The organism is Enterobacter sp. EGD-HP1 (assembly GCF_000733275.2).
GTDB lineage: Bacteria > Pseudomonadota > Gammaproteobacteria > Enterobacterales > Enterobacteriaceae > Enterobacter.
In genome coordinates this window covers 202,333-227,540 of the sequence record NZ_AVOP01000033.1, presented here as the reverse complement: position 1 = coordinate 227,540, position 25,208 = coordinate 202,333, and the positions used below count along the sequence as shown (strand labels likewise).

The window sequence follows — 25,208 nt, the reverse complement described above, 5'->3', positions numbered from 1 at the left end:
TTACGTATTCGATTTTGCAGGAGGCACCGTAATTTATGTCATCATTTGACTACATCAAGACCGCAATCCGCCAGAAGGGCTGCACGCTGCAGCAGGTGGCGGACGCCAGCGGCATGACCAAAGGCTACCTGAGCCAGCTGCTGAACGCCAAAATCAAAAGCCCCAGCGCGCAGAAGCTGGAAGCGCTGCACCGCTTTCTGGGGCTGGAATTCCCGCGTATGCAAAAGAACATCGGCGTGGTGTTCGGCAAGTTTTACCCGCTGCATACCGGGCATATCTATCTGATCCAGCGCGCCTGTAGCCAGGTGGACGAGCTGCACATCATCATGGGCTACGACGAAACCCGCGACCGTCAGCTGTTTGAAGACAGCGCCATGTCGCAGCAGCCGACCGTGCCGGACCGCCTGCGCTGGCTGCTCCAGACCTTTAAGTATCAGAAAAACATTCGTATTCATGCCTTTAACGAAGAGGGCATGGAGCCGTATCCACACGGCTGGGACGTGTGGAGCAACGGCATCAAAGCGTTTATGGAAGAGAAGGGCATTGCGCCTAACTGGATCTACACCTCTGAAGAGTCCGACGCGCCGCAGTTCCGCGAGCATCTGGGCATCGAGACGGTGTTGATCGACCCGAAACGCACCTTCATGAACATCAGCGGGGCGCAGATCCGCGAGAATCCGTTCCGCTACTGGGATTACATTCCGACCGAAGTGAAGCCGTTCTTCGTGCGTACGGTGGCGATCCTCGGCGGCGAGTCGAGCGGTAAATCGACGCTGGTCAACAAGCTGGCGAACATCTTCAATACCACCAGCGCGTGGGAGTATGGCCGCGATTATGTCTTCTCGCACCTCGGCGGCGACGAGATGGCGCTGCAGTATTCCGACTATGACAAAATCGCGCTTGGTCATGCTCAGTACATTGATTTTGCGGTGAAATATGCCAACAAGGTGGCGTTTATCGATACCGATTTCGTCACCACGCAGGCGTTCTGTAAAAAATACGAAGGGCGCGAGCACCCGTTCGTGCAGGCGCTGATTGACGAATATCGCTTTGACCTGGTGATCCTGCTGGAGAACAACACTCCGTGGGTCGCTGACGGCATGCGCAGCCTCGGCAGCTCCGTGGACAGGCGAGAGTTTCAGACCATGCTCGTGGAGATGCTCAATGAGAACAACGTTGAGTTTGTGCATGTGGAAGAGTCGGACTACGACTCCCGCTTCCTGCGCTGCGTCGAGTTGGTGAAGGAAATGATGGGAGAGCAGGGGTAAGCGTTAACCACCCTCTCCCTGTGGGAGAGGGCATCAAACCACTCAGAACTCAACCACCACTTTCCCGCGCATATGCCCCTCCAGCACCTTACGGTGCGCCTCGGTAATGCTTTCCACGCTCAGCCCGTGCAGCGTTTCACTCAGCGAACTTTCCACCACGCCGTTATCCACCAGCTTCGCCACCTCATTGAGGATCTCACCCTGACGCGCCATATCCGCCGTCTGGTACATGCTGCGGGTATACATAAACTCCCAGTGCAGCGCGGCGGATTTGGACTTCAGCTTGTCCTGGTTCAGCGGACGTTCATTCTCAACGATGGAACAGATATGCCCCTGCGGCGCAATCAGGTCGCTGACCGCATCCCAGTGCCCGTCGGTGTCGTTGAGGATGAAAATGTAATCCACAAAGGTAAGCCCCTGTTTCGCCAGCTCGCCTTTAAGGTCGCGGTAATTTACGACAACCTCAGCCCCGCGATCGCGGCACCACCGGGCGGAATCTTCTCTTGATGCTGTCGCGATGATTTTCACCTTGCTGTTGTGCTTCGCAAAGGGGATCGCCAGCGATCCCACGCCGCCCGCGCCGCCGATGATCAGCAGCGTTTTGTCCGCCCCTGCATCCTGAATATTCAGCCGTTCAAAAAGGCCTTCCCACGCGGTGAGCGCGGTTAAGGGCAGCGCAGCGGCAGCCGCCCAGCCGAGGCTGGCGGGCTTGCGCCCGACAATCCGCGCATCGATCAGCTGATGCGTGGTGTTGCTGCCCGGGCGGGTGATATCGCCCGCGTACCACACCTCGTCACCCGGTTTGAATCCGGTGACGCCAGCCCCTACCGCTTTGACGATCCCGCTGGCATCCCAGCCGAGAATGCGCGGCTCGTTCAGCCCGTTTTTAGCGATGCCCGCGTGGACTTTGGTATCGACCGGGTTAACGGAGACGGCCTTCACCTCCACCAGCAGATCGTGCTCGCCGGGCTGCGGCATCGGCGGAGTGATTTCAATGAAAGCAGAGGGATTTTCCGGGTTAACGGCAATGGCTTTAACTGACATGGTGTGCTCCTCAATGGCATGCGTTTTATTGAGGCTAGTCTATTAAGTGGCCAGCTGCGTGATAAGATGGACAATCAAGAACTCAGCGTTCGTACAGGATGAACAATCATGTTTAAACAGCTGCAGGATATGGCGCTGTTCGCACTGGTGGCGGAGATGGGGAGCTTTACCGCGGCGGCTCAGAAAGCCGAACTGCCGAAATCCAGCGTTAGCCAGCGAATTAGCCAGCTGGAGCAGCAGGTGGGTATCCGCCTGCTTAACCGCACCACGCGCAGGATCAGCCTGACGTTTGCGGGCGAGCACTATCTGGTGCACTGCCGCGAGATGCTGGCGGCCAGCGAGCGGGCGGAGTACGCCATTCAGCGGCTGCGCGATAACCCCAGCGGGCGGCTAAGGATCACCTGTCCGGCGGGGATTGGGGCGACGCTGCTGGCGCACATGAATGCCGAGTTCCAGCTTCGCTATCCTGACGTTTCGCTGGATGTGTCTATTTCTGACGACGTGGTGGATCTGGTCGAGGCCGGTTTTGACGTGGCGCTGCGCACCGGCAAGCCGCAGGACTCCTCTCTGATTGGCCGGATAATCGGGCACTGCCCGCGCTACATGCTGGCCTCGCCGGACTATCTGGCGCGTCGGGAGCCGTTAATTCATCCCCGTCAGCTGGTGGAACACCGCTGCATTACGCACCGGGCGTGGTCGGAGTGGCTTCTGCGAAGCGAGGGCGAGGATTACCGCTACCTGCCGGATAACGCGCACATGACCGATAATCTGGTATACGCCCGCGAGTGTGCGATTGCCGGCGCGGGGATCACGCTCTTACCCGCGTTTCTGCTGGAGGATAAGGTCGAAAAGGGGGCGCTTGTGAAGGTGCTGCCGGAGTGGAGCGTTGAAGGTAACGATCTGTGGCTTGCCTACCCGAGCCGCAAGCTGAACTCGCCCGCGCTGATGAGCTATATCGACTTTGCGATGCAGTTTGATGAGGTGAAGCGGTATTACGTGGACAAATAAAAAAGCCGGGTGGCGGCTTCGCCTTACCCGGCCTACAAACAGCGCAGAACCGTAGGCCGGGTAAGCGTGAGCGCCACCCGGCTTTTTGGGCACTTACTTAGAAATACGCTTGTACTTAATACGCTTCGGCTCCAGCGCGTCGGCGCCCAGCGTGCGTTTCTTGTACTCTTCGTATTCGGTAAAGTTACCTTCGAAGAACTCCACTTTGCCTTCATCCTGGTAGTCCAGAATGTGGGTCGCGATACGGTCCAGGAACCAGCGGTCGTGCGAGATAACCATCGCACAGCCCGGGAACTCCAGCAGGGCGTTTTCCAGCGCGCGCAGGGTTTCGATATCCAGGTCGTTTGTTGGTTCATCGAGCAGCAGTACGTTACCGCCCACCTGCAGCAGCTTCGCCAGGTGCAGACGACCGCGCTCACCGCCGGACAGCTCGCCCACGCGTTTGCCCTGGTCGGTGCCTTTGAAGTTGAAGCGGCCAACATAGGCGCGGCTTGGCATCTCGGTGTTGCCGATACGCATGATATCCAGACCGCCGGAGACTTCTTCCCACACGGTTTTGCTGTTATCCATCGCGTCACGGAACTGGTCAACGGAGGCCAGCTTCACGGTTTCACCCAGGGTGATAGAGCCGCTGTCAGGCTGTTCCTGACCGGACATCATGCGGAACAGGGTCGATTTACCCGCGCCGTTCGGACCGATGATGCCAACGATAGCGCCTTTCGGTACGGAGAAGGTCAGGTCGTCAATCAGCAGGCGGTCGCCGTAGGACTTGCGCAGGTTGCTGACTTCAACCACTTTATCCCCCAGACGTGCTCCAGGCGGAATAAACAGTTCGTTGGTTTCGTTACGTTTCTGGTATTCGGTGTTGTTCAGCTCTTCAAAGCGTGCCAGACGGGCTTTGCCCTTAGACTGACGGCCTTTCGCGCCCTGACGAACCCACTCCAGCTCTTTCTCGATAGACTTACGACGCGCCGCTTCCTGAGAAGCTTCCTGCGCCAGACGCTGATCTTTCTGCTCCAGCCAGGAGGAGTAGTTGCCTTCCCACGGAATACCTTCGCCGCGGTCCAGCTCCAGGATCCAGCCAGCGACGTTGTCGAGGAAGTAACGGTCGTGGGTAATCGCCACAACGGTGCCTTCGAAGTCGTGCAGGAAGCGCTCCAGCCACGCCACGGATTCCGCATCCAGGTGGTTGGTGGGTTCGTCGAGCAGCAGCATGTCTGGTTTTTCCAGCAGCAGGCGGCACAGCGCCACGCGGCGGCGTTCACCCCCGGAGAGGTTCGCGATTTTCGCATCCCAGTCCGGCAGACGCAGGGCATCCGCCGCGCGCTCCAGCTGCACGTTCAGGTTGTGGCCGTCGTGCGCCTGGATAATCTCTTCATACTTGCCCTGCTGCGCGGCCAGCTTGTCGAAGTCCGCATCCGGCTCGGCGTATTTGGCATACACTTCATCCAGACCTTTCAGGGCGTTAACCACTTCGGACACCGCTTCTTCAACGGATTCGCGAACGGTGTGTTCCGGGTTCAGCTGAGGTTCCTGCGGCAGGTAACCAATCTTGATGCCAGGCTGCGGACGGGCTTCACCTTCGATGTCTGTATCAATCCCGGCCATGATGCGCAGCAGGGTGGACTTACCGGCACCGTTGAGACCCAGAACACCGATTTTTGCGCCCGGGAAGAAGCTCAGCGAGATATTTTTAAGAATATGACGTTTCGGCGGGACAACTTTGCCGACACGATGCATGGTATAAACGAATTGAGCCACGTTGGACTTCGCCTCTTTTATCATAATGAGAAGGAATTTCAGCCTCGAAGTGTAGCCTTTTTCACGTCCTAATCCCAGCCAGGAACGTCGGGAGTGTTAAAACGCGCAAGAAAGGTAAAAAAGTGTCCATGACGTGGCGCGTTGAAGAATGCCTGGTTAGCATAAGTTAATTAGACTTTGACGTGGCAAGACGCTGCAATTGACGAAAAAACAATGAGGAAGAGCTTGTGGAAAAAGCCAAACGGGTGGTCTGGCGTCTGCTGGCTGCCAGCGTATGCGTAATGGCGGTAAGCCAGGCGGTGCATGCCGATTCACTGGATGAACAACGTAACCGCTACGCCCAGATTAAACAGGCGTGGGACAACAAGCAGATGGATACCGTACAGGCGCTTATGCCGACGCTAAAGGATTATCCGCTGTATCCGTATCTGGAGTATCGCCAGATAACCGACGATCTGATGAACCAGCCTACCGTCACCGTGAATAACTTCATTCAGGCGAACCCGACCCTGCCGCCAGCCCGAAATCTCCAGTCTCGTTTTGTGAATGAGCTGGCGCGTCGCGAAGACTGGCGCGGGCTGCTGGCGTTCAGCCCTGAAAAACCGAATACCACCGAAGCCCAGTGTAACTATTACTACGCGAAATGGGCGACCGGCCAGCAGGAAGAGGCCTGGGCCGGGGCGAAAGATCTGTGGCTTACCGGGAAAAACCAGCCGAACGCCTGTGATTCCCTGTTTGGGGCATGGCGTGCTTCCGGCAAGCAGGATCCGCTGGCCTACCTCGAGCGCATTCGCCTGGCGATGAAAGCGGGCAACACGCGTCTGGTGACCACGCTGGCGGGGCAGATGCCGTCCGATTACCAGACGATCTCTACCGCGGTTATCTCGCTGGCTAACGATCCGAACAGCGTGCTGACCTTTGCCCGCAGTACGGGCGCGACCGATTTTACCCGCCAGATGGCGGCGGTGGCCTTTGCCAGCGTGGCGCGTGACGATGTGGAAAACGCGCGGCTGATGATCCCGCAGCTGGTGCAGGCGCAGCAGCTTAATGAGGAGCAAACCCAGGAGCTGCGCGATATCGTAGCGTGGCGACTGATGGGCACCGACGTGACCGATGAACAGGCGCGCTGGCGTGACGATGCCATTATGCGTTCGAACTCCACGTCGCTGGTGGAACGCCGCGTGCGCATGGCGCTGGGCACGGGCGATCGCCGTGGGCTGAATACCTGGCTCGCGCGGTTGCCGATGGAGGCCAAAGAGAAGGACGAATGGCGCTACTGGCAGGCCGATCTGCTGATGGAGCGCGGTCGTGATGATGAGGCCAAAGAGATCCTCCATACGCTGATGCAGCAGCGCGGATTTTACCCGATGGCAGCCGCGCAGCGTCTGGGCGAGGAGTATACCTTCCGCATTGATAAAGCGCCTGCTAACGCGAACCCGGCGCTGACGCAGGGGCCAGAAATGGCGCGCGTTCGCGAGCTGATGTACTGGAATATGGATAACACCGCGCGCAGCGAGTGGGCGAATCTGGTCACCAGCCGCACCACCGACGAGAAAGCCCAGCTTGCCCGCTACGCCTTTGATAATCACTGGTGGGATCTCAGCGTGCAGGCGACGATCGCCGGCAAGCTCTGGGATCATCTCGAAGAGCGTTTCCCGCTGGCGTACAAAGATCTGTTCGATCGCTACACCAGCGGCAAAGATATCCCGCAAAGCTACGCGATGGCGATTGCCCGCCAGGAGAGCGCCTGGAACCCGAAAGTCCGTTCCCCGGTGGGTGCCAGCGGCCTGATGCAGATTATGCCGGGCACGGCGACGCACACGGTGAAGATGTTTAATATTCCTGGGTACAGCAGCCCGTCACAGCTCCTGGATCCGGATACCAACATCAACATCGGTACCAGCTATCTCCAGTACGTGTATCAGCAGTTCGGCAATAACCGCATCTTCTCTTCGGCGGCGTATAACGCGGGGCCTGGACGCGTGCGTACCTGGCTCGGCAACAGCGCCGGACGCATCGACGCCGTGGCGTTTGTCGAGAGCATCCCGTTCTCGGAAACGCGCGGCTACGTGAAGAACGTGCTGGCCTATGACGCTTACTATCGCTACTTCATGGGGCAGAAAGATACCCTGATGAGCGATGCCGAGTGGCAGAGACGTTACTGATCGGCGTGGGTTGTGTTATGCTGTACTCGCTAATGAGTACAAGAGGCAGCATAACATGACCCAGCATTCCCCGTATTCCTCGGCAATGGCCGAACAACGTCATCAGGAGTGGCTTCGTTTTGTGGAGCTGCTTCGCCAGTCTTACGAACAGGATCTGCACTTACCCCTGATGCAGCTGATGCTCACGCCGGACGAGCGCGAGGCGCTGGGCACGCGCGTGCGGATCATTGAGGAGCTGCTGCGCGGTGAGATGAGCCAGCGCGAGCTGAAAAATGAGCTCGGCGCGGGCATTGCAACCATCACCCGCGGCTCGAACAGCCTGAAGTCTGCGCCGGTTGAGCTGCGCCAGTGGCTGGAAGCGGTATTGCTGAAAAACGCCGGATGACGGCTGCGCCTTATCCGGCCTGGAAACTTACCGATAAATCGCGTTATGGAACGGGCTTAACGCCAGAATCACCGCCTGGTGGTAAACGCCTGAACGCGTCAGCGCGCCTGCGGTAAAGACGCCAATCGCCCCTTCTTTACGGCCAATCTCATCGATGCCGGTGTACTGCGACATCACCGGCCCGAGCGCTTCACCCGCACGGACTTTTTCCAGAATGATCTCCGGCAGCGGCAGGGTGGCCGAACGCGCTTCACCGCGCTGCTCGCGGCTTTCGATGACCACCCAGCTAAAGGTTGCGCCTTCGTCGATACCTGCTTCAATCGCGACCCAAAAGTCCGCATTCGGTGCTGCGGCCTTAGCGTTTGCCACGCGATTTCGTGCGCCAGCGCGCGTTTCCTCGCTGCCAAACGGCTGTTCAGGAACGCCACTCTCGACGCCGATGGCCTCAATATGGCAGGATCCTGCGCCGAAGATCTCGTCAAATGCCCTTAGAATTGCCTGAATTTTGGCAGGATTAGTGGTAGCAGAGACAACATGGTGCATAATTAAGCTCGATTCAAAAAAAACTCATCGCAGTATAACGGAAAAAAAGCATGTTACAGGTATACCTTGTTCGCCACGGTGAAACGCAGTGGAACGCCGAGCGACGTATTCAAGGCCAGTCAGACAGTCCTCTTACTGAGAAGGGCGTGCAGCAAGCGTGGCAGGTGGCGGAACGCGCCAGAACGCTGGGCATTACCCACGTGATTACCAGCGATTTAGGTCGCACACAGCAGACGGCGCGCATCATTGCAGATGCCTGCGGCTGTGACGTCATGCTGGAGCCGCGCCTGCGCGAGCTGGATATGGGCGTGCTGGAAAAACGCCATATTGATACGCTGACGGAAACGGAGGAGGGCTGGCGCCGCACGCTGGTGAACGGCACCGAAGATGGCCGTATTCCTGAAGGCGAATCCATGCAGGAGCTGAGCGTGCGCATGCATGCTGCACTGGCGGAATGCCTGAAGCTTCCGGCGGGAAGCCGTCCGCTGCTGGTGAGTCACGGGATTGCGTTGGGTTGCCTGGTGAGCACCATTCTGGGGTTACCGGCTTACGCCGAGCGCCGCTTGCGTCTGCGCAACTGCTCCATTTCCCGGATTGATTATCAGGAGAGCGCGTGGCTGGCGTCGGGCTGGGTAGTGGAGATGGCAGGGGACATTTCGCATCTTGATGCCCCTGCGCTTGACGAACTGCAGCGTTAACGACGTATCGGAATCAAGAATTCCATACGCAGATTGATTGGGCCTTCTTCCGGTTTGGCATCCTGCGCCGGGTAGTAGCGCTCAATGTCCTGACCTTTACGGCGATTCAGATTTAGCATCGGCATGCAGGTCCCGTAAACGGTCAGGATAAACTCCTGAACCCCCGTCCCCAGCCCTTCATACGAGAACATCACGTACTCGCCGCCTTCCAGTACGACAGGCTTCGAACCCTGAATGTACCCATTGGCCATCTCTGGCGTCAGCGCGGTGGTGTAGAACACCTCCTGCTCGTCGTCTTTTTCCTGGCTTGGGTGCGTTTCGTTGAGGCCATACAGGATTGGCGGGATCGCCGGTGCGTGGCTCAGGAAATCACGCCAGAACTGAACGCGCATCTGATGACGGAACTCAGAAATCTGCTCCAGTGAACAGGAGTAGCTCTGGGTTGTGCCGATCAGATGGGTTTCCGGCAGCGCGACAATTTCATATTTCGGCATCGCGAACTCGCCCAGACGCAGCGGCGGACGCATGCCAAACGAGCTCCAGTCAGGCGAGCGACGATAAAGCGCAGGCGTCAACGAGAACTGTTTTTTAAAGGCGCGGGTAAAAGTCTGTTGTGAATCGAAACGATATTGCAGGGCAATATCCAGAATCGGCCGCGCGGTCAGGCGTAGTGCCACAGCAGATTTAGATAAACGACGTGCGCGAATATAGGCCCCGATAGCATGACCGGTGACATCCTTGAACATCCTTTGCAGATGCCACTTGGAATAGCCTGCTTTAGCCGCCACATTATCCAGTGACAAAGGCTGGTCGAGATGACCTTCCAGCCAGGTGAGCAGGTCGCGAATAATTCCAGCCTGATCCATATACTATCCTCATCCTTAAAACAGCAGGTGCCTGATAACAGGTTAGCGGATAATAGCATTTTTTGATGTTTTAGCATTCAGTGTTTTTTTTGCGCATTCATGCTTTTTAGAGCACATTACAGGCAGATATATTCTAATCCTGTGATCTTGCTACATTTTTATCTAAAGTGTTGAATAATCGCTCAGTGTAATTTTAAAGAATGGTAACAATATGAAATACAAGACTTTGATCTTCACCGCGCTGATGCTGATGGTCGGACGCGCGGCGCAGGCAGAACAGATTGGCTCCGTCGATACCGTGTTCAAAATGTTTGGCCCAGACCACAAAATCGTGGTGGAGGCGTTTGACGATCCGGACGTGAAAAACGTCACCTGCTACGTCAGCCGCGCGAAAACGGGCGGTATCAAAGGCGGACTGGGGCTGGCGGAAGATACCTCCGATGCGGCGATTTCCTGCCAGCAGGTGGGCCCGGTTGAATTGAGCGATAAAATTAAAAACGGCAAAGCGCAGGGCGACGTGGTATTCCAGAAACGGACCTCGCTGGTGTTCAAAAAGCTGCAGGTGGTGCGTTTCTACGATGCCAAACGCAATACGCTGGCTTACCTGGCCTATTCCGACAAAGTGGTGGAAGGTTCGCCGAAAAACGCGATCAGCGCGGTGCCGATTATGCCGTGGCATTAATTCAGGGATGAATCATGCAACAACCTGTGGTCTGGCTGGTTGAAGACGAAACCAGTATCGCCGATACGCTGATCTACATGCTTCAGCAGGAAGGATTCGCGGTAAAGGCGTTTGAACGCGGTTTACCCGTGCTGGAGGAGGCGCGGCGGCAGGTTCCGGCGCTCGCCATTCTGGACGTCGGGCTGCCGGACATCAGTGGATTTGAGCTTTGCCGCCGGCTGCTGGCGCAGCATCCCTCGCTGCCTGTGCTGTTTCTGACGGCGCGCAGTGATGAGGTAGACAAGCTGCTTGGCCTGGAAATGGGGGCCGATGACTACGTGGCTAAACCTTTCTCACCCCGTGAAGTCTGTGCGCGGGTGCGGACAATTTTACGGCGCATGCAAAAATCCGCCGCGCCTTCGGAGATTGTGCGCATCGGCCAGTTTGAACTTAACGAACCTGCCGCGCGAATCAGCTGGTGCGGTGAAGCATTGCCCCTGACCCGCTACGAATTCTTGCTGCTCAAAACCTTGTTACAGGCTCCCGGGCGGGTCTTTTCTCGTCAGCAGCTCATGGACAAGGTGTGGGGTGAAGACGGCGACAGTTTCGATCGTACCGTGGACACCCACATCAAAACCCTGCGCGCCAAGCTGCGGGCGGTGAATGAGGAACTGTCACCCATCAGCACCCATCGCGGTATGGGCTACAGTCTGGGCCTTTACTGATGCGCATTGGGATGCGGTTGCTGCTGGGGTATTTCCTGATCGTCGCCATCGCCGCGTGGTTCGTACTGTCGATCTTTGTTCAGGAAGTGAAGCCCGGCGTGCGCAGGGCAACCGAGGGCACGTTGATCGACACCGCGACCCTGCTGGCTGAAATTGGGCGTGATGATTTGCTTTCGGGCCATGCGCAGCAGGGCAAACTGGCGCAGGCCTTTTCTCAGCTACATCAGCGCCCTTTCCGCGCCAATATCGGCGGGATTCATAAAGTGCGTAACGAATACCACGTCTACATGACCGATGCGCAGGGCCGCGTCGTGTTTGATTCCGCCGGTCTGGCCGTGGGTCAAGATTACTCGCGCTGGAACGATGTCTGGCTGACGCTTCGCGGCGAATACGGCGCGCGCAGTACCCAGAGCCATCCCGACGACCCGGAGAGCACGGTGATGTATGTTGCCGCGCCGGTTGTGGAGCAGGGCAAGATTATCGGCGTGCTGTCGGTCGGGAAACCGAACAGCGCGATGGCACCGGTTATCCATCGCAGCGAGCGGCGGATCCTGTGGGCAGGCGGGGCGCTGCTCGGTATTGCCCTGCTGATCGGTCTTCTTGTCGCCTGGTGGATCAATCGTTCTATCAGTACGTTATCGCGCTATGCCGACTCGGTGACTACGGATACGCCTCTTCCGCTGCCTAATCCTGGCAGCAGCGAACTGCACAAGCTGGCCCAGGCGCTGGAGAATATGCGCATTCGCCTGGAAGGGAAAAACTACATTGAACACTATGTCCATGCGCTGACCCACGAGCTGAAAAGCCCGATCGCCGCCATACGCGGCGCGGCGGAAATTCTCGCCGAGCAGCCGCCGCCGCAGGTGGCCGCGCGGTTTATCGATAATATTCTGGTGCAAAACGCGCGTATGCAGTCGCTGGTTGAAAAATTGCTCACTCAGGCACGGCTTGAAAATCGGGTCGAGATTACGCCTCAGACCGTCCGTGTCGACCTGCTGTTTACCCGTCTTGCCGACGCGCGCTCGGCGCTGCTGGCGGCAAAAGAGATTGTGCTGACCCTCCAGCCCGTTTCGCTTCATGTTGAAGGCGATCCCGACCTGCTCGAACAGGCGCTTGGCAATTTGCTGGATAACGCTATTGATTTTACGCCGCAGGGCGGTGCCATTGGACTGGCGGCCCGGGAAGAGCAGGGGCAGATACAGCTTATCGTCACCGACAGCGGAAGCGGTATCCCGGATTATGCGCTGGCGCGTATTTTTGAGCGCTTTTATTCCCTGCCTCGCGAGAACGGATTGAAGAGCAGCGGACTTGGGCTGGCGTTTGTTCAGGAGGTGGCGCGTCTGCATCAGGGAGAGATTGCATTGCGTAATCGTGAGGAAGGCGGCGTGATGGCCACGCTGACGCTTCACCGTCCCTTCACATAGCTTCAAACTGACCCCACACGGCCTGGTTACGCTCTCCTCATCACAAAGGAGACGTAATGATGAAATCCCCCCTGTTCTGGAAAGTAAGCACCCTGCTGGGGTGCATCCTGCTGCTGTTAGTCCCGCTTTTTATGGTCAGTAACCTGATATCAGAGCGTGAGAGCTACCGCAACGATGTTGAAAATACGCTGCGTCAGAGCACCAGCGGACCGCAAAAGCTGGTCGGTCCGATGATTGCGATTCCGATGACGGAGATCTTCTACAAGATAGAGGACGAGAAGAAGGTCGAATACAAGAAAAGCTATATGCATTTCATTCTGCCGGAATCTCTGGTTGTGGAAGGTAACCAGCGCGTGGAGTCCCGAAATATTGGCATCTACGACGGGCAAATCTGGAACACTGACCTGAAGATAAAAGCGCAGTTTAATACCGAAGAGCTAAAACAGCTGAGAGGGGAAACGATAACAACAGGGCAGCCGTTTATCGTGACGGGCGTTGGCGACGCGCGGGGCATCGGTACGGTCAGTATCTCTAAAATCAACGGTGAGACGCTAAGCGTGGAACCCGGCTCAGGCGTCTACGGGGCGCTTGCTGGGATCCACATTCCGCTGACCGACAAAGCGCTGGAAGCCAAAACGTTTGCGCTTGAGATGTCCCTCAGCCTGGCGGGAACCGGCAGTTTTGCGGTGGTACCGGTAGGGCGTAATAGCGAAATGACGCTCAACAGCAACTGGCCGCATCCGGGCTTTATGGGCGATTATCTCCCCGTTAAGCATCAGATAGGCGAGTCCGGTTTCCAGGCGAACTGGCAGAGCAGCTGGTTTGCAAATAACCTTGAGAGCTGGTTCTACGACAAGGAGTCGCCGGAGTGGGAGGCGCTCCCGGCCTTTAGCGTCACGGTAGCGACGCCAGCCGACCAGTATCAGCTGACTGACCGTGCGATCAAGTACGCTATTTTGCTGATTGCGCTGACGTTTATGGCCTTCTTTGTCTTCGAAACCTTAACCGGATTACGCCTTCACCCGATGCAGTATCTGCTGGTGGGGCTGTCGCTGGTCCTGTTCTATCTGGTGCTGCTGGCGCTGTCTGAACACGTCGGGTTTACCCCTGCCTGGATTGTCGCAAGCCTCGTTGGGGCGGCGATGAACGGAATGTACCTGCAGGCGGTGCTGAAAAGCTGGAAGCGTAGCGGAATGTTTGTGCTGGCACTCCTCGGACTGGATGTGGTGATGTGGTTCCTGCTGCGCTCGGAGGACAGCGCGCTGCTGTTGGGGTCAGCGGTTCTCGCGCTGGCGCTGTTTGCGGTGATGTACCTGACCCGGCATTTCGACTGGTACTCGCTCTCTCAGCCGAAGCGACCTGAGCCACCCGCAGCACCGGATGACGATACGATGCGGATCTGGAAATAAAAAAAACGGCGCAATGCGCCGTTTTTTAATGCGTTAACTGCGGGATTACTCCTGCAGGTCACCGCAGAAACGGTACCCTTCGCCGTGGATCGTGGCGATGATTTCCGGCGTATCTGGCGTAGATTCGAAATGCTTACGAATACGACGGATGGTCACGTCTACGGTACGGTCGTGCGGTTTCAGCTCACGGCCGGTCATTTTCTTCAGCAGCTCTGCACGGGACTGAATTTTGCCCGGATTTTCGCAGAAGTGCAGCATCGCGCGGAATTCACTGCGCGGCAGTTTATACTGCTCGCCGTTCGGGCTAATCAGCGAACGGCTATTGATATCAAGTTCCCAGCCGTTGAATTTGTAGCTGTCTACGCTACGACGCTCTTCGCTGACCGTACCCAGGTTCATGGTGCGGGACAGCAGGTTGCGTGCACGAATGGTTAACTCGCGAGGATTGAACGGTTTGGTGATGTAGTCATCCGCACCGATTTCCAGGCCAAGAATTTTATCAACTTCGTTATCACGGCCCGTCAGGAACATTAACGCGACGTTCGCCTGTTCGCGCAGTTCGCGCGCCAGAAGAAGACCGTTTTTGCCCGGCAGGTTAATATCCATGATCACCAGGTTGATATCATTTTCAGAAAGGATCTGATGCATCTCTGCGCCATCGGTCGCTTCAAAGACATCGTAGCCTTCTGCTTCGAAAATGCTCTTTAACGTGTTGCGTGTTACCAACTCGTCTTCAACGATAAGAATGTGCGGGGTCTGCATGTTTGCTACCTAAATTGCCAACTAAATCGAAACAGGAAGTACAAAAGTCCCTGACCTGCCTGATGCATGTCGCAAATTAACATGATCGGCTTAACGTGACTAAAGTACGTAATTGCGTTCTTGATGCACTTTCCATCAACGTCAACAACATCATTAGCTTGGTCTTGGGTACTTTCCCTTTGGACCCGACAGTGTCAAAAACGGCTGTCATCCTAACCATTTTAACAGCAACATAACAGGCTAAGTGACACCAGACACCCAATAAAACTACGCTTCGTTGACATATATCAAGTTCAATTGTAGCACGTTAACAGTTTGATGAAATCATCGTAGCCGAATGCTAGCCTTTGTCACAATTTTTCAATAAACCAACTAGTTGCGGACATTGATTTATAAACGAAGTGAATCCAATCAGAATAGAGTATTCATATCACCATTATCATTATAAAACATGGGGATAATAGTGTTCTGTTAACATTCTAACTGATTGTTCAGACAAGGAATAGTTTAGCGTTTTTAATTTGTTATGAAACGCTATTTCGGTGATTTGTGTTGCAATTTTGTAAATTCGCGCTGCGTAATATGTTGAAGCGCATCACATTTTTACCCGCTAACTGACTAAAAAGAGAGCATAAATGCATCTGTCGATTGTACTGGTTGCCCCAGCCAGAGCAGAAAATATAGGCGCTGCCGCGCGTGCCATGAAGACCATGGGTTTTACCGATTTACGTATCGTGGACAGCACGGCTCACCTGGAGCCTGCGGCACGTTGGGTGGCACATGGTTCGGGCGATATTCTCGATAATATAACCACTTACGCGACGCTTGCAGATGCGCTGCACGACATTTCGTTTACCGTTGCGACCACCGCGCGCAGCCGGGCGAAGTTCCATTACTACGCCACGCCAGCGGAGCTGGTGCCGATGCTGAGCGAGAAAAGCCAGTGGCTTGATAAAGCGGCGCTGGTGTTTGGTCGCGAGGATTCCGGGTTAACCAACGAAGAGCTGGAGCTGGCGGACGTTCTTACCGGTGCGCCGATGGTAGCCGATTACCCCTCCCTGAATTTGGGTCAGGCGGTCATGGTCTACTGCTATCAATTAGCCTCCCTAATACAAATCCCCCAACCTCAGGCAGAAGGGGCGAATGAAAATCAGCTGGCCGCGCTGCGGGCACGCGTTGAGCAACTCTTGTCTCAGCTGGGAGTGGCGGACGATCAAAAAATGGCTGACTGGCTGCAGCAGCGTTTGGGGCGTCTTGAGCAGCGGGACACCGCAATGCTGCACCGTTTGCTGCACGATATTGAAAAAAAATTGGCCGAGTAAAATACTGTCATAAGTTTTTACTATGGCGAATAAGTCTGTCTGGAAGGGTTGCACCTGGGCGAATAGGATGAAAATAAAACTGCAGGCAGCGGGACGTGAGAGTCTCACGAATTGTGATCAAATTAAAAATTCGTTGACTTAAGGTGCCCGATCCTTTAACCCTAAAAGAATACAGCACAGACAGATAATAATGACAGAGTACACAACATCCATGAAACGCATCAGCATCACCACCATTACCACAACCATCATCATTACCACAGGTAACGATGCGGGCTGACGCGTACAGGAAAAACAGAAAAAAGCCCGCACCTGAACAGTGCGGGCTTTTTTTTCGGCTAAAGGAAACGAGGTAGAACCATGCGAGTGTTGAAGTTCGGCGGTACATCAGTGGCAAATGCAGAACGTTTTCTGCGTGTTGCCGATATCCTGGAAAGCAACGCCAGGCAGGGGCAGGTTGCGACCGTGCTCTCTGCCCCGGCAAAAATCACGAACCATCTGGTGGCGATGATTGAAAAAACCATCGGTGGCCAGGATGCACTCCCGAACATCAGCGACGCAGAGCGTATCTTTGCTGACTTACTGCAAGGACTGGCAGAGGCGCTGCCCGGCTTCCCGCACGCTCAGCTGAAGGCCTTCGTTGAGCAGGAATTCGCGCAAATCAAACACGTCCTGCACGGCATCAGCCTTCTCGGCCAGTGTCCGGACAGCATCAACGCGGCGCTGATCTGCCGGGGCGAAAAACTCTCTATCGCCATCATGGCGGGCGTGCTGGAAGCGCGCGGCCATAGCGTGACAGTGATCGACCCGGTTGAAAAACTGCTGGCGGTGGGCCACTACCTCGAATCTACCGTTGATATTGCCGAATCAACCCGCCGTATCGCCGCGAGCAAAATTCCCGCTGACCACATGATTCTGATGGCAGGCTTCACCGCCGGTAACGAGAAGGGCGAACTGGTGGTGCTGGGCCGTAACGGCTCCGACTACTCCGCCGCCGTGCTGGCCGCCTGTTTACGCGCGGACTGTTGTGAGATCTGGACTGACGTCGACGGCGTCTATACCTGCGACCCGCGCCAGGTTCCGGACGCCAGGCTGCTAAAGTCGATGTCGTACCAGGAAGCAATGGAGCTTTCCTACTTCGGCGCCAAAGTGCTTCATCCGCGTACCATCTCCCCGATTGCCCAGTTCCAGATCCCTTGCCTGATTAAAAACACCGGTAACCCGCAGGCGCCGGGTACGCTGATTGGCGCGAGCACCGATGAAGACGGTCTGCCGGTGAAAGGCATCTCCAACCTCAACAACATGGCGATGTTCAGCGTCTCCGGTCCGGGGATGAAAGGGATGGTCGGCATGGCGGCGCGCGTGTTTGCGGCCATGTCCCGCAACGGTATCTCGGTGGTGCTGATCACCCAATCCTCTTCCGAATACAGCATCAGCTTCTGCGTGCCGCAGGCTGACTGCCTGCGCGCCCGCCGAGCGCTGGAGGAAGAGTTCTATCTGGAGCTAAAAGAAGAGCTGCTGGAGCCGCTCGCCATTCAGGAGCGTCTGGCGATCATCTCCGTGGTCGGCGACGGCATGCGCACGCTGCGCGGTATCTCCGCCAAGTTCTTTGCCGCGCTGGCGCGCGCCAATATCAATATCGTGGCGATTGCCCAGGGATCGTCAGAGCGTTCAATTTCCGTTGTCGTGGACAACGATGACGCCACCACCGGCGTACGCGTGGTGCATCAGATGCTGTTCAACACCGATCAGGTCATCGAGCTGTTCCTCATTGGCGTGGGCGGCGTGGGCGGCGCGCTGCTGGAGCAGGTGAAGCGTCAGCAGGAATGGCTGAAGAAGAAACATATCGATCTGCGCGTCTGCGGGATTGCCAACTCCAGAGCGCTACTCACCAACGTTCACGGCCTGAACCTGGAGAACTGGCAGGCCGAGATGAACGAGGCGAAAGAGCCGTTCAACCTGGGCCGCCTGATCCGTCTGGTGAAAGAGTACCACCTGCTTAACCCGGTGATCGTCGACTGTACCTCGAACCAGGCGGTGGCCGATCAGTACGCGGACTTCCTGCGCGAAGGTTTCCACGTGGTGACGCCGAACAAAAAGGCCAACACCTCGTCGATGGATTACTATCACCAGTTGCGTCTGGCGGCGAGCAAGTCGCGCCGCAAGTTCCTGTATGACACCAACGTGGGCGCGGGGCTGCCGGTTATCGAGAACCTGCAAAACCTGCTCAACGCAGGGGACGAACTGCAGCGTTTCTCCGGCATTCTCTCCGGCTCGCTGTCGTTTATCTTCGGCAAGCTGGATGAAGGGATGAGCCTGTCGGAAGCGACCCGCGCCGCGCGCGAGCTGGGCTATACCGAGCCGGATCCGCGTGACGACCTTTCCGGTATGGACGTGGCGCGCAAGCTGCTGATCCTAGCCCGCGAAACGGGCCGTGAGCTTGAGCTTTCCGATATCGTGATTGAACCGGTCCTGCCGGCAGAATTTGACAGCAGCGGTGATGTTGGCGCTTTTATGGCCAGGCTGCCGCAGCTTGACGACGCGTTTGCCGCGCGCGTTGCAAAAGCCCGTGATGAAGGTAAGGTATTGCGCTATGTTGGCAACATTGAAGAAGATGGCGTGTGCCGGGTGAAGATTGCCGAAGTGGATGGCAACGACCCGCTGTACAAAGTCAAAAACGGCGAAAACGCCCTCGCGTTTTACAGCCACTATTATCAGCCACTGCCGCTGGTGCTTCGCGGCTATGGCGCAGGGAACGATGTTACGGCGGCGGGCGTGTTTGCCGATCTGCTGCGTACCCTGTCATGGAAGTTAGGAGTTTAACATGGTCAAAGTTTATGCCCCGGCTTCCAGCGCGAATATGAGCGTCGGATTTGACGTGCTGGGTGCGGCGGTGACGCCGGTGGATGGTTCGCTGCTGGGCGATACGGTCACGGTGGAAGCGGCAGACAGCTTCAGCCTGAATAACGTGGGCCGCTTCGCCAGCAAACTGCCGTCCGACCCGCGCGAGAATATCGTCTATCAGTGCTGGGAACGCTTCTGTCAGGAGATCGGCAAAAACGTGCCGGTCGCCATGACGCTGGAAAAAAGCATGCCGATTGGCTCGGGCCTGGGTTCCAGCGCCTGCTCGGTGGTCGCCGCGCTGGTAGCAATGAACGAGCACTGCGGCAAGCCGCTGAACAACAACCGCCTGCTGGGGCTAATGGGCGAGCTGGAAGGGCGCATCTCCGGCAGCATTCACTATGACAACGTCGCGCCGTGCTTCCTCGGCGGCATGCAGCTGATGATCGAAGAAAATGGCATCATCAGCCAGCAGGTGCCAGGGTTTGACGAGTGGCTGTGGGTGCTGGCCTATCCGGGCATTAAAGTGTCAACTGCGGAAGCGCGTGCGATCCTGCCCGCGCAGTATCGTCGTCAGGACTGTATCGCCCACGGGCGTCATCTGGCGGGCTTTATCCACGCCTGCTACACCCGTCAGCCGCAGCTGGCGGCGAAGCTGATGAAGGACGTCATTGCCGAGCCGTACCGCACGAAGCTGCTGCCGGGCTTTAACGAGGCGCGACAGGCATCCATGGATATCGGCGCGCAGGCGTGCGGCATCTCCGGCTCCGGCCCGACGCTGTTCGCCCTGTGCGACAAGCCTGACACCGCGCAGCGCGTGGCGGACTGGCTCTCTAAACACTACCTGCAAAATCAGGAAGGCTTTGTTCATATTTGCCGTCTGGACACGGCTGGCGCACGAGTACTGGGATAATTAATGAAACTCTATAACCTTAAAGATCATAACGAGCAGGTCAGCTTCGCGCAGGCGGTAACTCAGGGGCTGGGCAAAAATCAGGGGCTGTTCTTCCCGCATGACCTGCCGGAATTCCAGCTGACCGACATCGACGAACTGCTAAAGCAGGACTTTGTCACCCGCAGCACCAAAATTCTCTCGGCGTTTATCGGCGACGAAATCCCGCAGGAGCTGCTGGAAGAGCGCGTGCGTGCGGCGTTCGCTTTCCCGGCGCCTGTGAAGCAGGTTGAGCCTGACGTTGGCTGCCTGGAACTGTTCCACGGCCCGACCCTGGCGTTTAAAGACTTCGGCGGCCGCTTTATGGCGCAGATGCTGACCCACATCAGCGGCGATAAACCGGTAACCATCCTGACCGCGACCTCCGGCGATACCGGTGCGGCGGTGGCGCACGCGTTCTACGGCCTGAAAAACGTCCGCGTGGTGATCCTCTATCCGAAAGGCAAAATTAGCCCGCTGCAGGAAAAACTGTTCTGTACGCTCGGCGGCAACATTGAAACCGTGGCAATTGACGGCGACTTCGATGCCTGCCAGGCGCTGGTCAAGCAGGCCTTCGACGACGAAGAGCTGAAGGTGGCCCTGGGTCTGAACTCAGCTAACTCCATCAACATCAGCCGTCTGCTGGCGCAGATCTGCTACTACTTCGAAGCGGTGGCGCAGCTGCCGCAGGAAGCGCGCAACCAGCTGGTGATCTCCGTGCCGAGCGGTAACTTCGGTGACCTGACGGCGGGCCTGCTGGCGAAATCTCTGGGTCTGCCGGTGAAACGCTTTATCGCCGCGACCAACGCCAACGACACCGTGCCGCGCTTCCTGAAAGACGGAAAGTGGGCGCCGAACGCCACGCAGGCAACGCTCTCTAACGCAATGGATGTATCGCAGCCAAACAACTGGCCGCGCGTGGAAGAGCTGTTCCGCCGTAAGATCTGGCGTCTGGGTGACCTGGGCTACGCCGCGGTGACGGATGAAACCACCAAAGAGACCATGCGCGAGCTGAAGGCGGTGGGGTATACCTCTGAACCGCACGCGGCGATTGCCTACCGTGCGCTGCGCGACCAGCTTAACCCGGGGGAATATGGCCTGTTCCTGGGCACCGCGCATCCGGCGAAGTTCAAAGAGAGCGTGGAAGCGATCCTGGACGAAACGCTGCCGCTGCCGAAAGAGCTGGCCGAGCGTGCCGACCTGCCGCTGCTGTCTCATGAACTGCCGGCAGATTTTGCCGCGCTGCGTAAGCTGATGATGACCCGAGCATAAATTTTGTCGGGTGGCGGCTACGCCTTACCCGACCTACAACGGCTCAGAACGTAGGCCGGGTAAGCGCAGCGCCACCCGGCTTTTTTTGTGAAGAAATTAAGGAGAAATAAAGCAGGAAAAAAGTAGAAATTCCCAATAAATGCGGCCACTTAGCGTTTAGGATTGCAGAGAATAACATCCCCCGTTCCCCTCGCGTACTCTCCTTACATCGGCCCACGTTGGGCAAGAAGAATAAGGAGTCACCTGTGTCTACACTGAAACATGCACTCATCGCGCTTTCACTGGTACTGGTCGCCCCCATGGCGGTTCAGGCATCTGAAATTACCCTCGTACCGGCGGTAAAACTGCAGATTGGCGACCAGGATAACAACGGGCATTACTGGGACGGCGGCCGCTGGCGCGACCACGACTGGTGGAAGGCGCATTATGACTGGCGTGATAACCACTGGCGTCCACATGACGAGCATCGTAAACACGACGATCGTCACGACGACCATCATCACGATGACCACCACGACGATCGCGGCCCGGACTGGAAACACCATTAATGCAAAACCCCGCCAGCTGGCGGGGTTTTTTTTACTGCTCGTGGCGCTTAAACACCAGCTCGCCTTTCCCCGACGACGACTCGTCAAAGAAATAGCCTTCGCTGTTGAAGGCGGTCAGCTGCTCCGGCTTCGTCAGGCGGTTCTGGATGATGTAGCGGCTCATCAGGCCGCGCGCTTTCTTGGCGTAGAAGCTGATCACTTTGAACTTACCGTTCTTCTCGTCGAGGAACACCGGTTTGATAATCTCCGCATCCAGCTTTTTCGGCTTCACCGACTTGTAGTACTCATCGGATGCCAGGTTAATCACCACGTTATCGCCCTGGGCACGCAGCGCCGCGTTCAGCTTGTCGGTAATGATATCGCCCCAGAAATGGTACAGGTCTTTGCCATTGGCATTTTCCAGGCGAATCCCCATCTCCAGACGATACGGCTGCATCAGATCCAGCGGGCGCAGTACGCCGTACAGACCCGACAGCATGCGCAGATGCTGCTGGGCAAAATCGAAATCGGCTTCGCTAAAATCTTCCGCCTGCAGGCCGGTATAGACATCACCTTTAAACGCCAGAATCGCCTGGCGAGCGTTAGCCGGGGTGAAATCCGGGTGCCACTCGTGAAAGCGGGTCGCGTTAAGATCGGCCAGCTTGTCGCTGATGCTCATCAGCGAGGCGATTTGCGGCGCAGAAAGTTTACGCGCTTCGCGGATCAGCTGTTGCGAGTAGTCCAGCAGTTCAGGCTGGGTATAGCGCTCGGTGGCGAGCGGGCTCTGGTAGTCGAGCGTTTTTGCAGGTGAAATCAGAATCAGCATATCCAGTCCTTGCAGGAAATTTAGAGCGACTTTAGCAAAAAATCGCCCTGAATTGATCGATAGCTGTTATTGCCGCGGCAAATCATCCCACGTGCCGGGGGCAAGCTGCGCCTTAATATCGGGATAGCGGGCGGGATCAAATACCGGCGGAACGCCGAGTTTGCGCTGACGCAGATAGTCTCTGGCAATCAGGGTCACAACGGGCGAGAGCAGCAGGATCGCCGTGAGGTTAGTGATCGCCATCAGCGCCATAATGATATCGGCCAGCTGCCAGACCAGTGGCATGCTGAGCAGGGAGCCTGCTATCACCATCAGTATGACCCCCAGACGCAGGGTTCCGATTGCGGCGCGGGAGTCGAGCTTCAGGAAAATAAGGTTATTTTCGGCGTAGAGGTAATTCACCACAATCGAGCTGAAGGCAAATAACACCAGGATGAGTGAGACAAACCCCGCGCCCCAGCCGCCGGTCAGGTTCACCAGCGCGTGCTGGAGAAGCTGTATCCCTGCGGTTCCTGAGGAATGCGGTACGGGACCTGCCAGCAGCAAAATCATGGCGCTGGCGGAACAGATGATGATGGTATCGGTAAAGACGCCAATCATCTGCACAATGCCTTGTGCGGCCGGGTGCGGCGGCCAGGAAGAGGCGGCGGCTGCCGCGTTGGGGGTTGACCCCATACCGGCTTCATTGGAAAACATTCCCCGTTGAAAACCCGCCATCAGCGCCTGGCTGAAGGTGTAGCCCAGCGCCCCGGAGGCCACCTCGCGCCAGCCAAAGGCGCTTTTGACGATGGTCGCAATCACGCCAGGCACCAGCTCGATATGCAGTGCGGCGACTAACAGGCTCGCGGCAACCCAGAGCAGCGCCATAACGGGAACCAGCCACTGCATCAGGCGGGCGATGCCCCTGAGACCGGTAGAAATAGTGAGCAGTACGACAAGGGCTAAAGTCATACCGGCGACCCACTCCGGGCAGGAGAAGGCGTAGCTCAGGGCATTGGCGACAGAATTTGCCTGGACGGTATTAAAAATGAGGCCGTACGCGAGCAGTAAAAAAAGCGAGAACAGGACGCCCATCCAGCGCATCCCCAGGCCACGCGCCATGTACCAGGCAGGACCGCCGCGAAACTGGCCGTGTTTATCTTTCTCTTTATAGAGTTGTGCAAGCGAACTTTCGGCAAAGGAGGTGGCCATCCCGAGAAGCGCCGTTACCCACATCCAGAAGACCGCGCCTGGCCCACCGGCGCTGATGGCCAGCGCAACGCCCGCCAGATTCCCGCTGCCGAGTCGTGCCGCCAGGCTGGTACAGAGTGCCTGGAACGACGTTAATCCGCCCGGCTGGGGCGTGACGCTGTTTTTCAGACTTCTGCCAAACTTGCGAATATAACGAAACTGGATAAACCCACTGCGTAGCGTAAACCAAATACCTGCTCCCAGAAGCAGGTAAATCATTATCGAACCCCAGAGGACTTCGTTAATAAAGAAAAAGAAATCAGGCATTAACGTCCCTCTTGTTGATGCCAAAGTGAATATGTAAGCGCTACCACTGATTGGGCATGCTGTTGCTTAGCAGCCTGTTAATATTCCGAGTTTACCATACTCTGCCTAAGCGCACTGTCTGCGGTTGCGCTACCCCTCCGTCGTGTTATCATCAGGGCAGACCGGTTACATCCCCCTAACAAGTAAACCTGTCATTTTTCCGCTGCAGGCATGCTGTCGGTAGCGTGAATTATCCAGGGCACGTTAAAAGAGAAACACTATCATGACGGATAAATTGACCTCCCTTCGTCAGTTCACCACTGTCGTAGCTGACACCGGAGATATCGCGGCAATGAAGCTGTACCAGCCGCAGGATGCCACAACTAACCCTTCTCTGATCCTTAACGCCGCACAGATCCCTGAGTATCGCAAACTGATTGACGACGCAGTGACCTGGGCGAAAGCACAGAGCAACGACCGCGCGCAGCAGGTTGTGGATGCCACCGACAAGCTGGCAGTGAACATCGGTCTGGAAATCCTGAAGCTGGTTCCTGGCCGTATCTCTACCGAAGTGGATGCGCGTCTCTCCTACGACACCGAAGCGTCTATCGCGAAAGCCAAACGTCTGATCAAAATGTACAACGATGCGGGCATCAGCAACGATCGTATCCTGATCAAACTGGCTTCTACCTGGCAGGGCATCCGCGCGGCAGAGCAGCTGGAAAAAGACGGTATCAACTGTAACCTGACCCTGCTGTTCTCCTTCGCGCAGGCGCGTGCATGTGCGGAAGCAGGCGTATACCTGATTTCTCCGTTCGTGGGCCGTATTCTGGACTGGTACAAAGCCAACACCGATAAGAAAGAGTACGCACCGGCTGAAGATCCAGGCGTGGTTTCCGTGACTGAAATCTACGAATATTACAAACAGCACGGCTATGAGACCGTGGTTATGGGCGCGAGCTTCCGTAACGTCGGTGAAATCATCGAGCTGGCTGGCTGTGACCGCCTGACCATCGCGCCTGCACTGCTGAAAGAGCTGGCTGAAAGCGAAGGTACCCTGGAGCGTAAGCTGTCCTACACCGGTGAAGTGAAAGCACGCCCAGAGCGCATCACTGAATCCGAGTTCCTGTGGCAGCACAACCAGGATCCAATGGCGGTAGACAAACTGGCGGACGGTATCCGTAAGTTTGCTGTTGACCAGGGCAAACTGGAAAAAATGATCGGCGACCTGCTGTAATCATTCTGCGTGACCGGGCTCCCGGTCACGCGTCTTACCCCCGCCTCTGTCTGAATT

The 25,208-nt window shown here is 56.7% G+C and carries 24 protein-coding genes and 1 other annotated feature; of the genes, 17 read left to right on the top strand and 7 right to left on the bottom strand.

Translation table 11 applies throughout. The annotated features are described in order from the left end of the window. The first annotated feature begins 35 nt into the window (after window positions 1–35). Window positions 36–1,268 (top strand): multifunctional transcriptional regulator/nicotinamide-nucleotide adenylyltransferase/ribosylnicotinamide kinase NadR, encoded by a 1,233-nt coding sequence (gene nadR / locus N037_RS18250; protein WP_015572616.1) that lies wholly within the window; start codon window positions 36–38, stop codon window positions 1,266–1,268. A 42-nt stretch (window positions 1,269–1,310) separates the two neighbouring features. On the opposite strand, the gene N037_RS18245 is transcribed toward nadR, so the two are convergent. Then, complete coding sequence (locus N037_RS18245; protein WP_032642651.1) at window positions 1,311–2,312, bottom strand: zinc-binding alcohol dehydrogenase family protein; 1,002 nt, start codon at window positions 2,310–2,312, stop codon at window positions 1,311–1,313. A 108-nt stretch (window positions 2,313–2,420) separates the two neighbouring features. Here N037_RS18245 and N037_RS18240 point away from each other — a divergent pair, with 108 nt between their 5' ends. Beyond that, on the top strand, window positions 2,421–3,320 hold the full coding sequence (locus N037_RS18240; RefSeq protein ID WP_032642649.1) for a LysR family transcriptional regulator: 900 nt from the start codon (window positions 2,421–2,423) through the stop codon (window positions 3,318–3,320). Window positions 3,321–3,413: 93 nt separating this feature from the next. Here N037_RS18240 and ettA read toward each other — a convergent pair whose 3' ends face one another. Continuing rightward, window positions 3,414–5,081: an energy-dependent translational throttle protein EttA gene (gene ettA, locus N037_RS18235; RefSeq protein ID WP_032642754.1), complete on the bottom strand. Its 1,668-nt coding sequence runs from the start codon at window positions 5,079–5,081 to the stop codon at window positions 3,414–3,416. A gap of 227 nt (window positions 5,082–5,308) precedes the next feature. Here ettA and sltY point away from each other — a divergent pair, with 227 nt between their 5' ends. Together sltY and trpR are read left to right on the top strand one after the other, a co-directional pair. Next, window positions 5,309–7,246, top strand: a complete 1,938-nt coding sequence (gene sltY / locus N037_RS18230; RefSeq protein WP_023334446.1) for a murein transglycosylase — start codon at window positions 5,309–5,311, stop codon at window positions 7,244–7,246. Between the two features lie 55 nt (window positions 7,247–7,301). Beyond that, on the top strand, window positions 7,302–7,631 hold the full coding sequence (trpR, locus tag N037_RS18225; RefSeq protein ID WP_010427104.1) for a trp operon repressor: 330 nt from the start codon (window positions 7,302–7,304) through the stop codon (window positions 7,629–7,631). A 27-nt stretch (window positions 7,632–7,658) separates the two neighbouring features. Here trpR and yjjX read toward each other — a convergent pair whose 3' ends face one another. Next, window positions 7,659–8,174 carry an inosine/xanthosine triphosphatase gene (yjjX, locus tag N037_RS18220; RefSeq protein ID WP_023334447.1) on the bottom strand — a complete coding sequence of 172 codons (516 nt, stop codon included), beginning with the start codon at window positions 8,172–8,174 and terminating at the stop codon, window positions 7,659–7,661. Between the two features lie 50 nt (window positions 8,175–8,224). Between yjjX and gpmB the strand changes: the two genes are divergently transcribed. Then, window positions 8,225–8,872: a 2,3-diphosphoglycerate-dependent phosphoglycerate mutase GpmB gene (gene gpmB / locus N037_RS18215; RefSeq protein ID WP_008502057.1), complete on the top strand. Its 648-nt coding sequence runs from the start codon at window positions 8,225–8,227 to the stop codon at window positions 8,870–8,872. Here the strand turns inward: gpmB and robA are convergent. Continuing rightward, window positions 8,869–9,738, bottom strand: a complete 870-nt coding sequence (gene robA / locus N037_RS18210; RefSeq protein ID WP_014882475.1) for an MDR efflux pump AcrAB transcriptional activator RobA — start codon at window positions 9,736–9,738, stop codon at window positions 8,869–8,871. The genes gpmB and robA overlap by 4 nt on opposite strands. 211 nt (window positions 9,739–9,949) lie before the next feature. Here robA and creA point away from each other — a divergent pair, with 211 nt between their 5' ends. The 4 genes from creA to creD are packed head-to-tail and all read left to right on the top strand — an operon-like array spanning window position 9,950 to window position 13,957. Continuing rightward, entirely contained in the window at window positions 9,950–10,420 is a 471-nt protein-coding gene (gene creA / locus N037_RS18205; protein ID WP_032642647.1) for a protein CreA, read from the top strand. 14 nt (window positions 10,421–10,434) lie between these two features. Continuing rightward, window positions 10,435–11,124, top strand: a complete 690-nt coding sequence (gene creB / locus N037_RS18200) for a two-component system response regulator CreB (protein WP_032642645.1) — start codon at window positions 10,435–10,437, stop codon at window positions 11,122–11,124. Further along, entirely contained in the window at window positions 11,124–12,548 is a 1,425-nt protein-coding gene (creC, locus tag N037_RS18195) for a two-component system sensor histidine kinase CreC (protein WP_032642643.1), read from the top strand. Before creB ends, creC begins: the two co-directional genes overlap by 1 nt. Window positions 12,549–12,604: 56 nt before the next feature. Next, window positions 12,605–13,957, top strand: a complete 1,353-nt coding sequence (creD, locus tag N037_RS18190; protein WP_032642641.1) for a cell envelope integrity protein CreD — start codon at window positions 12,605–12,607, stop codon at window positions 13,955–13,957. A 45-nt stretch (window positions 13,958–14,002) separates the two neighbouring features. Here the strand turns inward: creD and arcA are convergent, their stop codons facing one another. Continuing rightward, entirely contained in the window at window positions 14,003–14,719 is a 717-nt protein-coding gene (gene arcA / locus N037_RS18185) for a two-component system response regulator ArcA (RefSeq protein ID WP_003856501.1), read from the bottom strand. 95 nt (window positions 14,720–14,814) lie between these two features. Between arcA and yjjY the strand changes: the two genes are divergently transcribed. The 7 genes from yjjY to N037_RS18160 all read left to right on the top strand — a co-directional run bounded on the left by yjjY (window position 14,815) and on the right by N037_RS18160 (window position 21,633). Continuing rightward, the gene (gene yjjY, locus N037_RS24945) at window positions 14,815–14,955 is read left to right on the top strand and encodes a protein YjjY (protein WP_085928893.1); all 141 of its coding nucleotides are present in this window, start codon (window positions 14,815–14,817) and stop codon (window positions 14,953–14,955) included. Window positions 14,956–15,354: 399 nt separating this feature from the next. Beyond that, window positions 15,355–16,041 (top strand): tRNA/rRNA methyltransferase, encoded by a 687-nt coding sequence (locus tag N037_RS18180; RefSeq protein ID WP_032642639.1) that lies wholly within the window; start codon window positions 15,355–15,357, stop codon window positions 16,039–16,041. Between the two features lie 211 nt (window positions 16,042–16,252). Next, complete coding sequence (gene thrL, locus N037_RS24310) at window positions 16,253–16,321, top strand: thr operon leader peptide (protein ID WP_015572623.1); 69 nt, start codon at window positions 16,253–16,255, stop codon at window positions 16,319–16,321. Next, window positions 16,260–16,377 (top strand) — a sequence feature (Thr leader region). (Overlaps the previous gene by 62 nt.) Window positions 16,378–16,401: 24 nt before the next feature. Further along, entirely contained in the window at window positions 16,402–18,864 is a 2,463-nt protein-coding gene (thrA, locus tag N037_RS18175) for a bifunctional aspartate kinase/homoserine dehydrogenase I (protein ID WP_032642637.1), read from the top strand. A 1-nt stretch (window position 18,865) separates the two neighbouring features. After that, a complete protein-coding gene (thrB, locus tag N037_RS18170; protein ID WP_023310337.1) occupies window positions 18,866–19,795 on the top strand; it encodes a homoserine kinase in 930 nt (309 codons plus the stop codon). A 3-nt stretch (window positions 19,796–19,798) separates the two neighbouring features. Continuing rightward, window positions 19,799–21,085, top strand: a complete 1,287-nt coding sequence (gene thrC / locus N037_RS18165) for a threonine synthase (protein ID WP_023334454.1) — start codon at window positions 19,799–19,801, stop codon at window positions 21,083–21,085. 245 nt (window positions 21,086–21,330) lie between these two features. After that, the gene (locus tag N037_RS18160; protein WP_032642635.1) at window positions 21,331–21,633 is read left to right on the top strand and encodes a DUF2502 domain-containing protein; all 303 of its coding nucleotides are present in this window, start codon (window positions 21,331–21,333) and stop codon (window positions 21,631–21,633) included. Between the two features lie 31 nt (window positions 21,634–21,664). On the opposite strand, the gene yaaA is transcribed toward N037_RS18160, so the two are convergent. Both yaaA and N037_RS18150 read right to left on the bottom strand, forming a co-directional pair. Continuing rightward, window positions 21,665–22,438 (bottom strand): peroxide stress protein YaaA, encoded by a 774-nt coding sequence (yaaA, locus tag N037_RS18155; RefSeq protein WP_032642633.1) that lies wholly within the window; start codon window positions 22,436–22,438, stop codon window positions 21,665–21,667. Window positions 22,439–22,504: 66 nt separating this feature from the next. Continuing rightward, window positions 22,505–23,935, bottom strand: a complete 1,431-nt coding sequence (locus N037_RS18150; RefSeq protein ID WP_032642631.1) for an alanine/glycine:cation symporter family protein — start codon at window positions 23,933–23,935, stop codon at window positions 22,505–22,507. Window positions 23,936–24,197: 262 nt separating this feature from the next. On the opposite strand from N037_RS18150, the gene tal reads away from it, so the two are divergent. Further along, entirely contained in the window at window positions 24,198–25,151 is a 954-nt protein-coding gene (gene tal / locus N037_RS18145) for a transaldolase (RefSeq protein WP_023334458.1), read from the top strand. The last annotated feature ends 57 nt before the right edge of the window (window positions 25,152–25,208 follow it).

Excerpts from the sequence above, each read along its gene's own strand:
- nadR (WP_015572616.1), top strand. The coding sequence starts at position 36 with ATGTCATCATTTGACTACATCAAGACCGCAATCCGCCAGAAGGGCTGC.
- creC (WP_032642643.1), top strand. The coding sequence starts at position 11,124 with ATGCGCATTGGGATGCGGTTGCTGCTGGGGTATTTCCTGATCGTCGCC.
- N037_RS18240 (WP_032642649.1), top strand. The coding sequence starts at position 2,421 with ATGTTTAAACAGCTGCAGGATATGGCGCTGTTCGCACTGGTGGCGGAG.
- N037_RS18150 (WP_032642631.1), bottom strand. The coding sequence starts at position 23,935 with ATGCCTGATTTCTTTTTCTTTATTAACGAAGTCCTCTGGGGTTCGATA.
- thrB (WP_023310337.1), top strand. The coding sequence starts at position 18,866 with ATGGTCAAAGTTTATGCCCCGGCTTCCAGCGCGAATATGAGCGTCGGA.
- tal (WP_023334458.1), top strand. The coding sequence starts at position 24,198 with ATGACGGATAAATTGACCTCCCTTCGTCAGTTCACCACTGTCGTAGCT.
- gpmB (WP_008502057.1), top strand. The coding sequence starts at position 8,225 with ATGTTACAGGTATACCTTGTTCGCCACGGTGAAACGCAGTGGAACGCC.
- robA (WP_014882475.1), bottom strand. The coding sequence starts at position 9,738 with ATGGATCAGGCTGGAATTATTCGCGACCTGCTCACCTGGCTGGAAGGT.
- thrA (WP_032642637.1), top strand. The coding sequence starts at position 16,402 with ATGCGAGTGTTGAAGTTCGGCGGTACATCAGTGGCAAATGCAGAACGT.
- creB (WP_032642645.1), top strand. The coding sequence starts at position 10,435 with ATGCAACAACCTGTGGTCTGGCTGGTTGAAGACGAAACCAGTATCGCC.
- N037_RS18180 (WP_032642639.1), top strand. The coding sequence starts at position 15,355 with ATGCATCTGTCGATTGTACTGGTTGCCCCAGCCAGAGCAGAAAATATA.
- arcA (WP_003856501.1), bottom strand. The coding sequence starts at position 14,719 with ATGCAGACCCCGCACATTCTTATCGTTGAAGACGAGTTGGTAACACGC.
- creD (WP_032642641.1), top strand. The coding sequence starts at position 12,605 with ATGATGAAATCCCCCCTGTTCTGGAAAGTAAGCACCCTGCTGGGGTGC.
- yjjX (WP_023334447.1), bottom strand. The coding sequence starts at position 8,174 with ATGCACCATGTTGTCTCTGCTACCACTAATCCTGCCAAAATTCAGGCA.
- yaaA (WP_032642633.1), bottom strand. The coding sequence starts at position 22,438 with ATGCTGATTCTGATTTCACCTGCAAAAACGCTCGACTACCAGAGCCCG.
- trpR (WP_010427104.1), top strand. The coding sequence starts at position 7,302 with ATGACCCAGCATTCCCCGTATTCCTCGGCAATGGCCGAACAACGTCAT.
- creA (WP_032642647.1), top strand. The coding sequence starts at position 9,950 with ATGAAATACAAGACTTTGATCTTCACCGCGCTGATGCTGATGGTCGGA.
- thrC (WP_023334454.1), top strand. The coding sequence starts at position 19,799 with ATGAAACTCTATAACCTTAAAGATCATAACGAGCAGGTCAGCTTCGCG.
- N037_RS18245 (WP_032642651.1), bottom strand. The coding sequence starts at position 2,312 with ATGTCAGTTAAAGCCATTGCCGTTAACCCGGAAAATCCCTCTGCTTTC.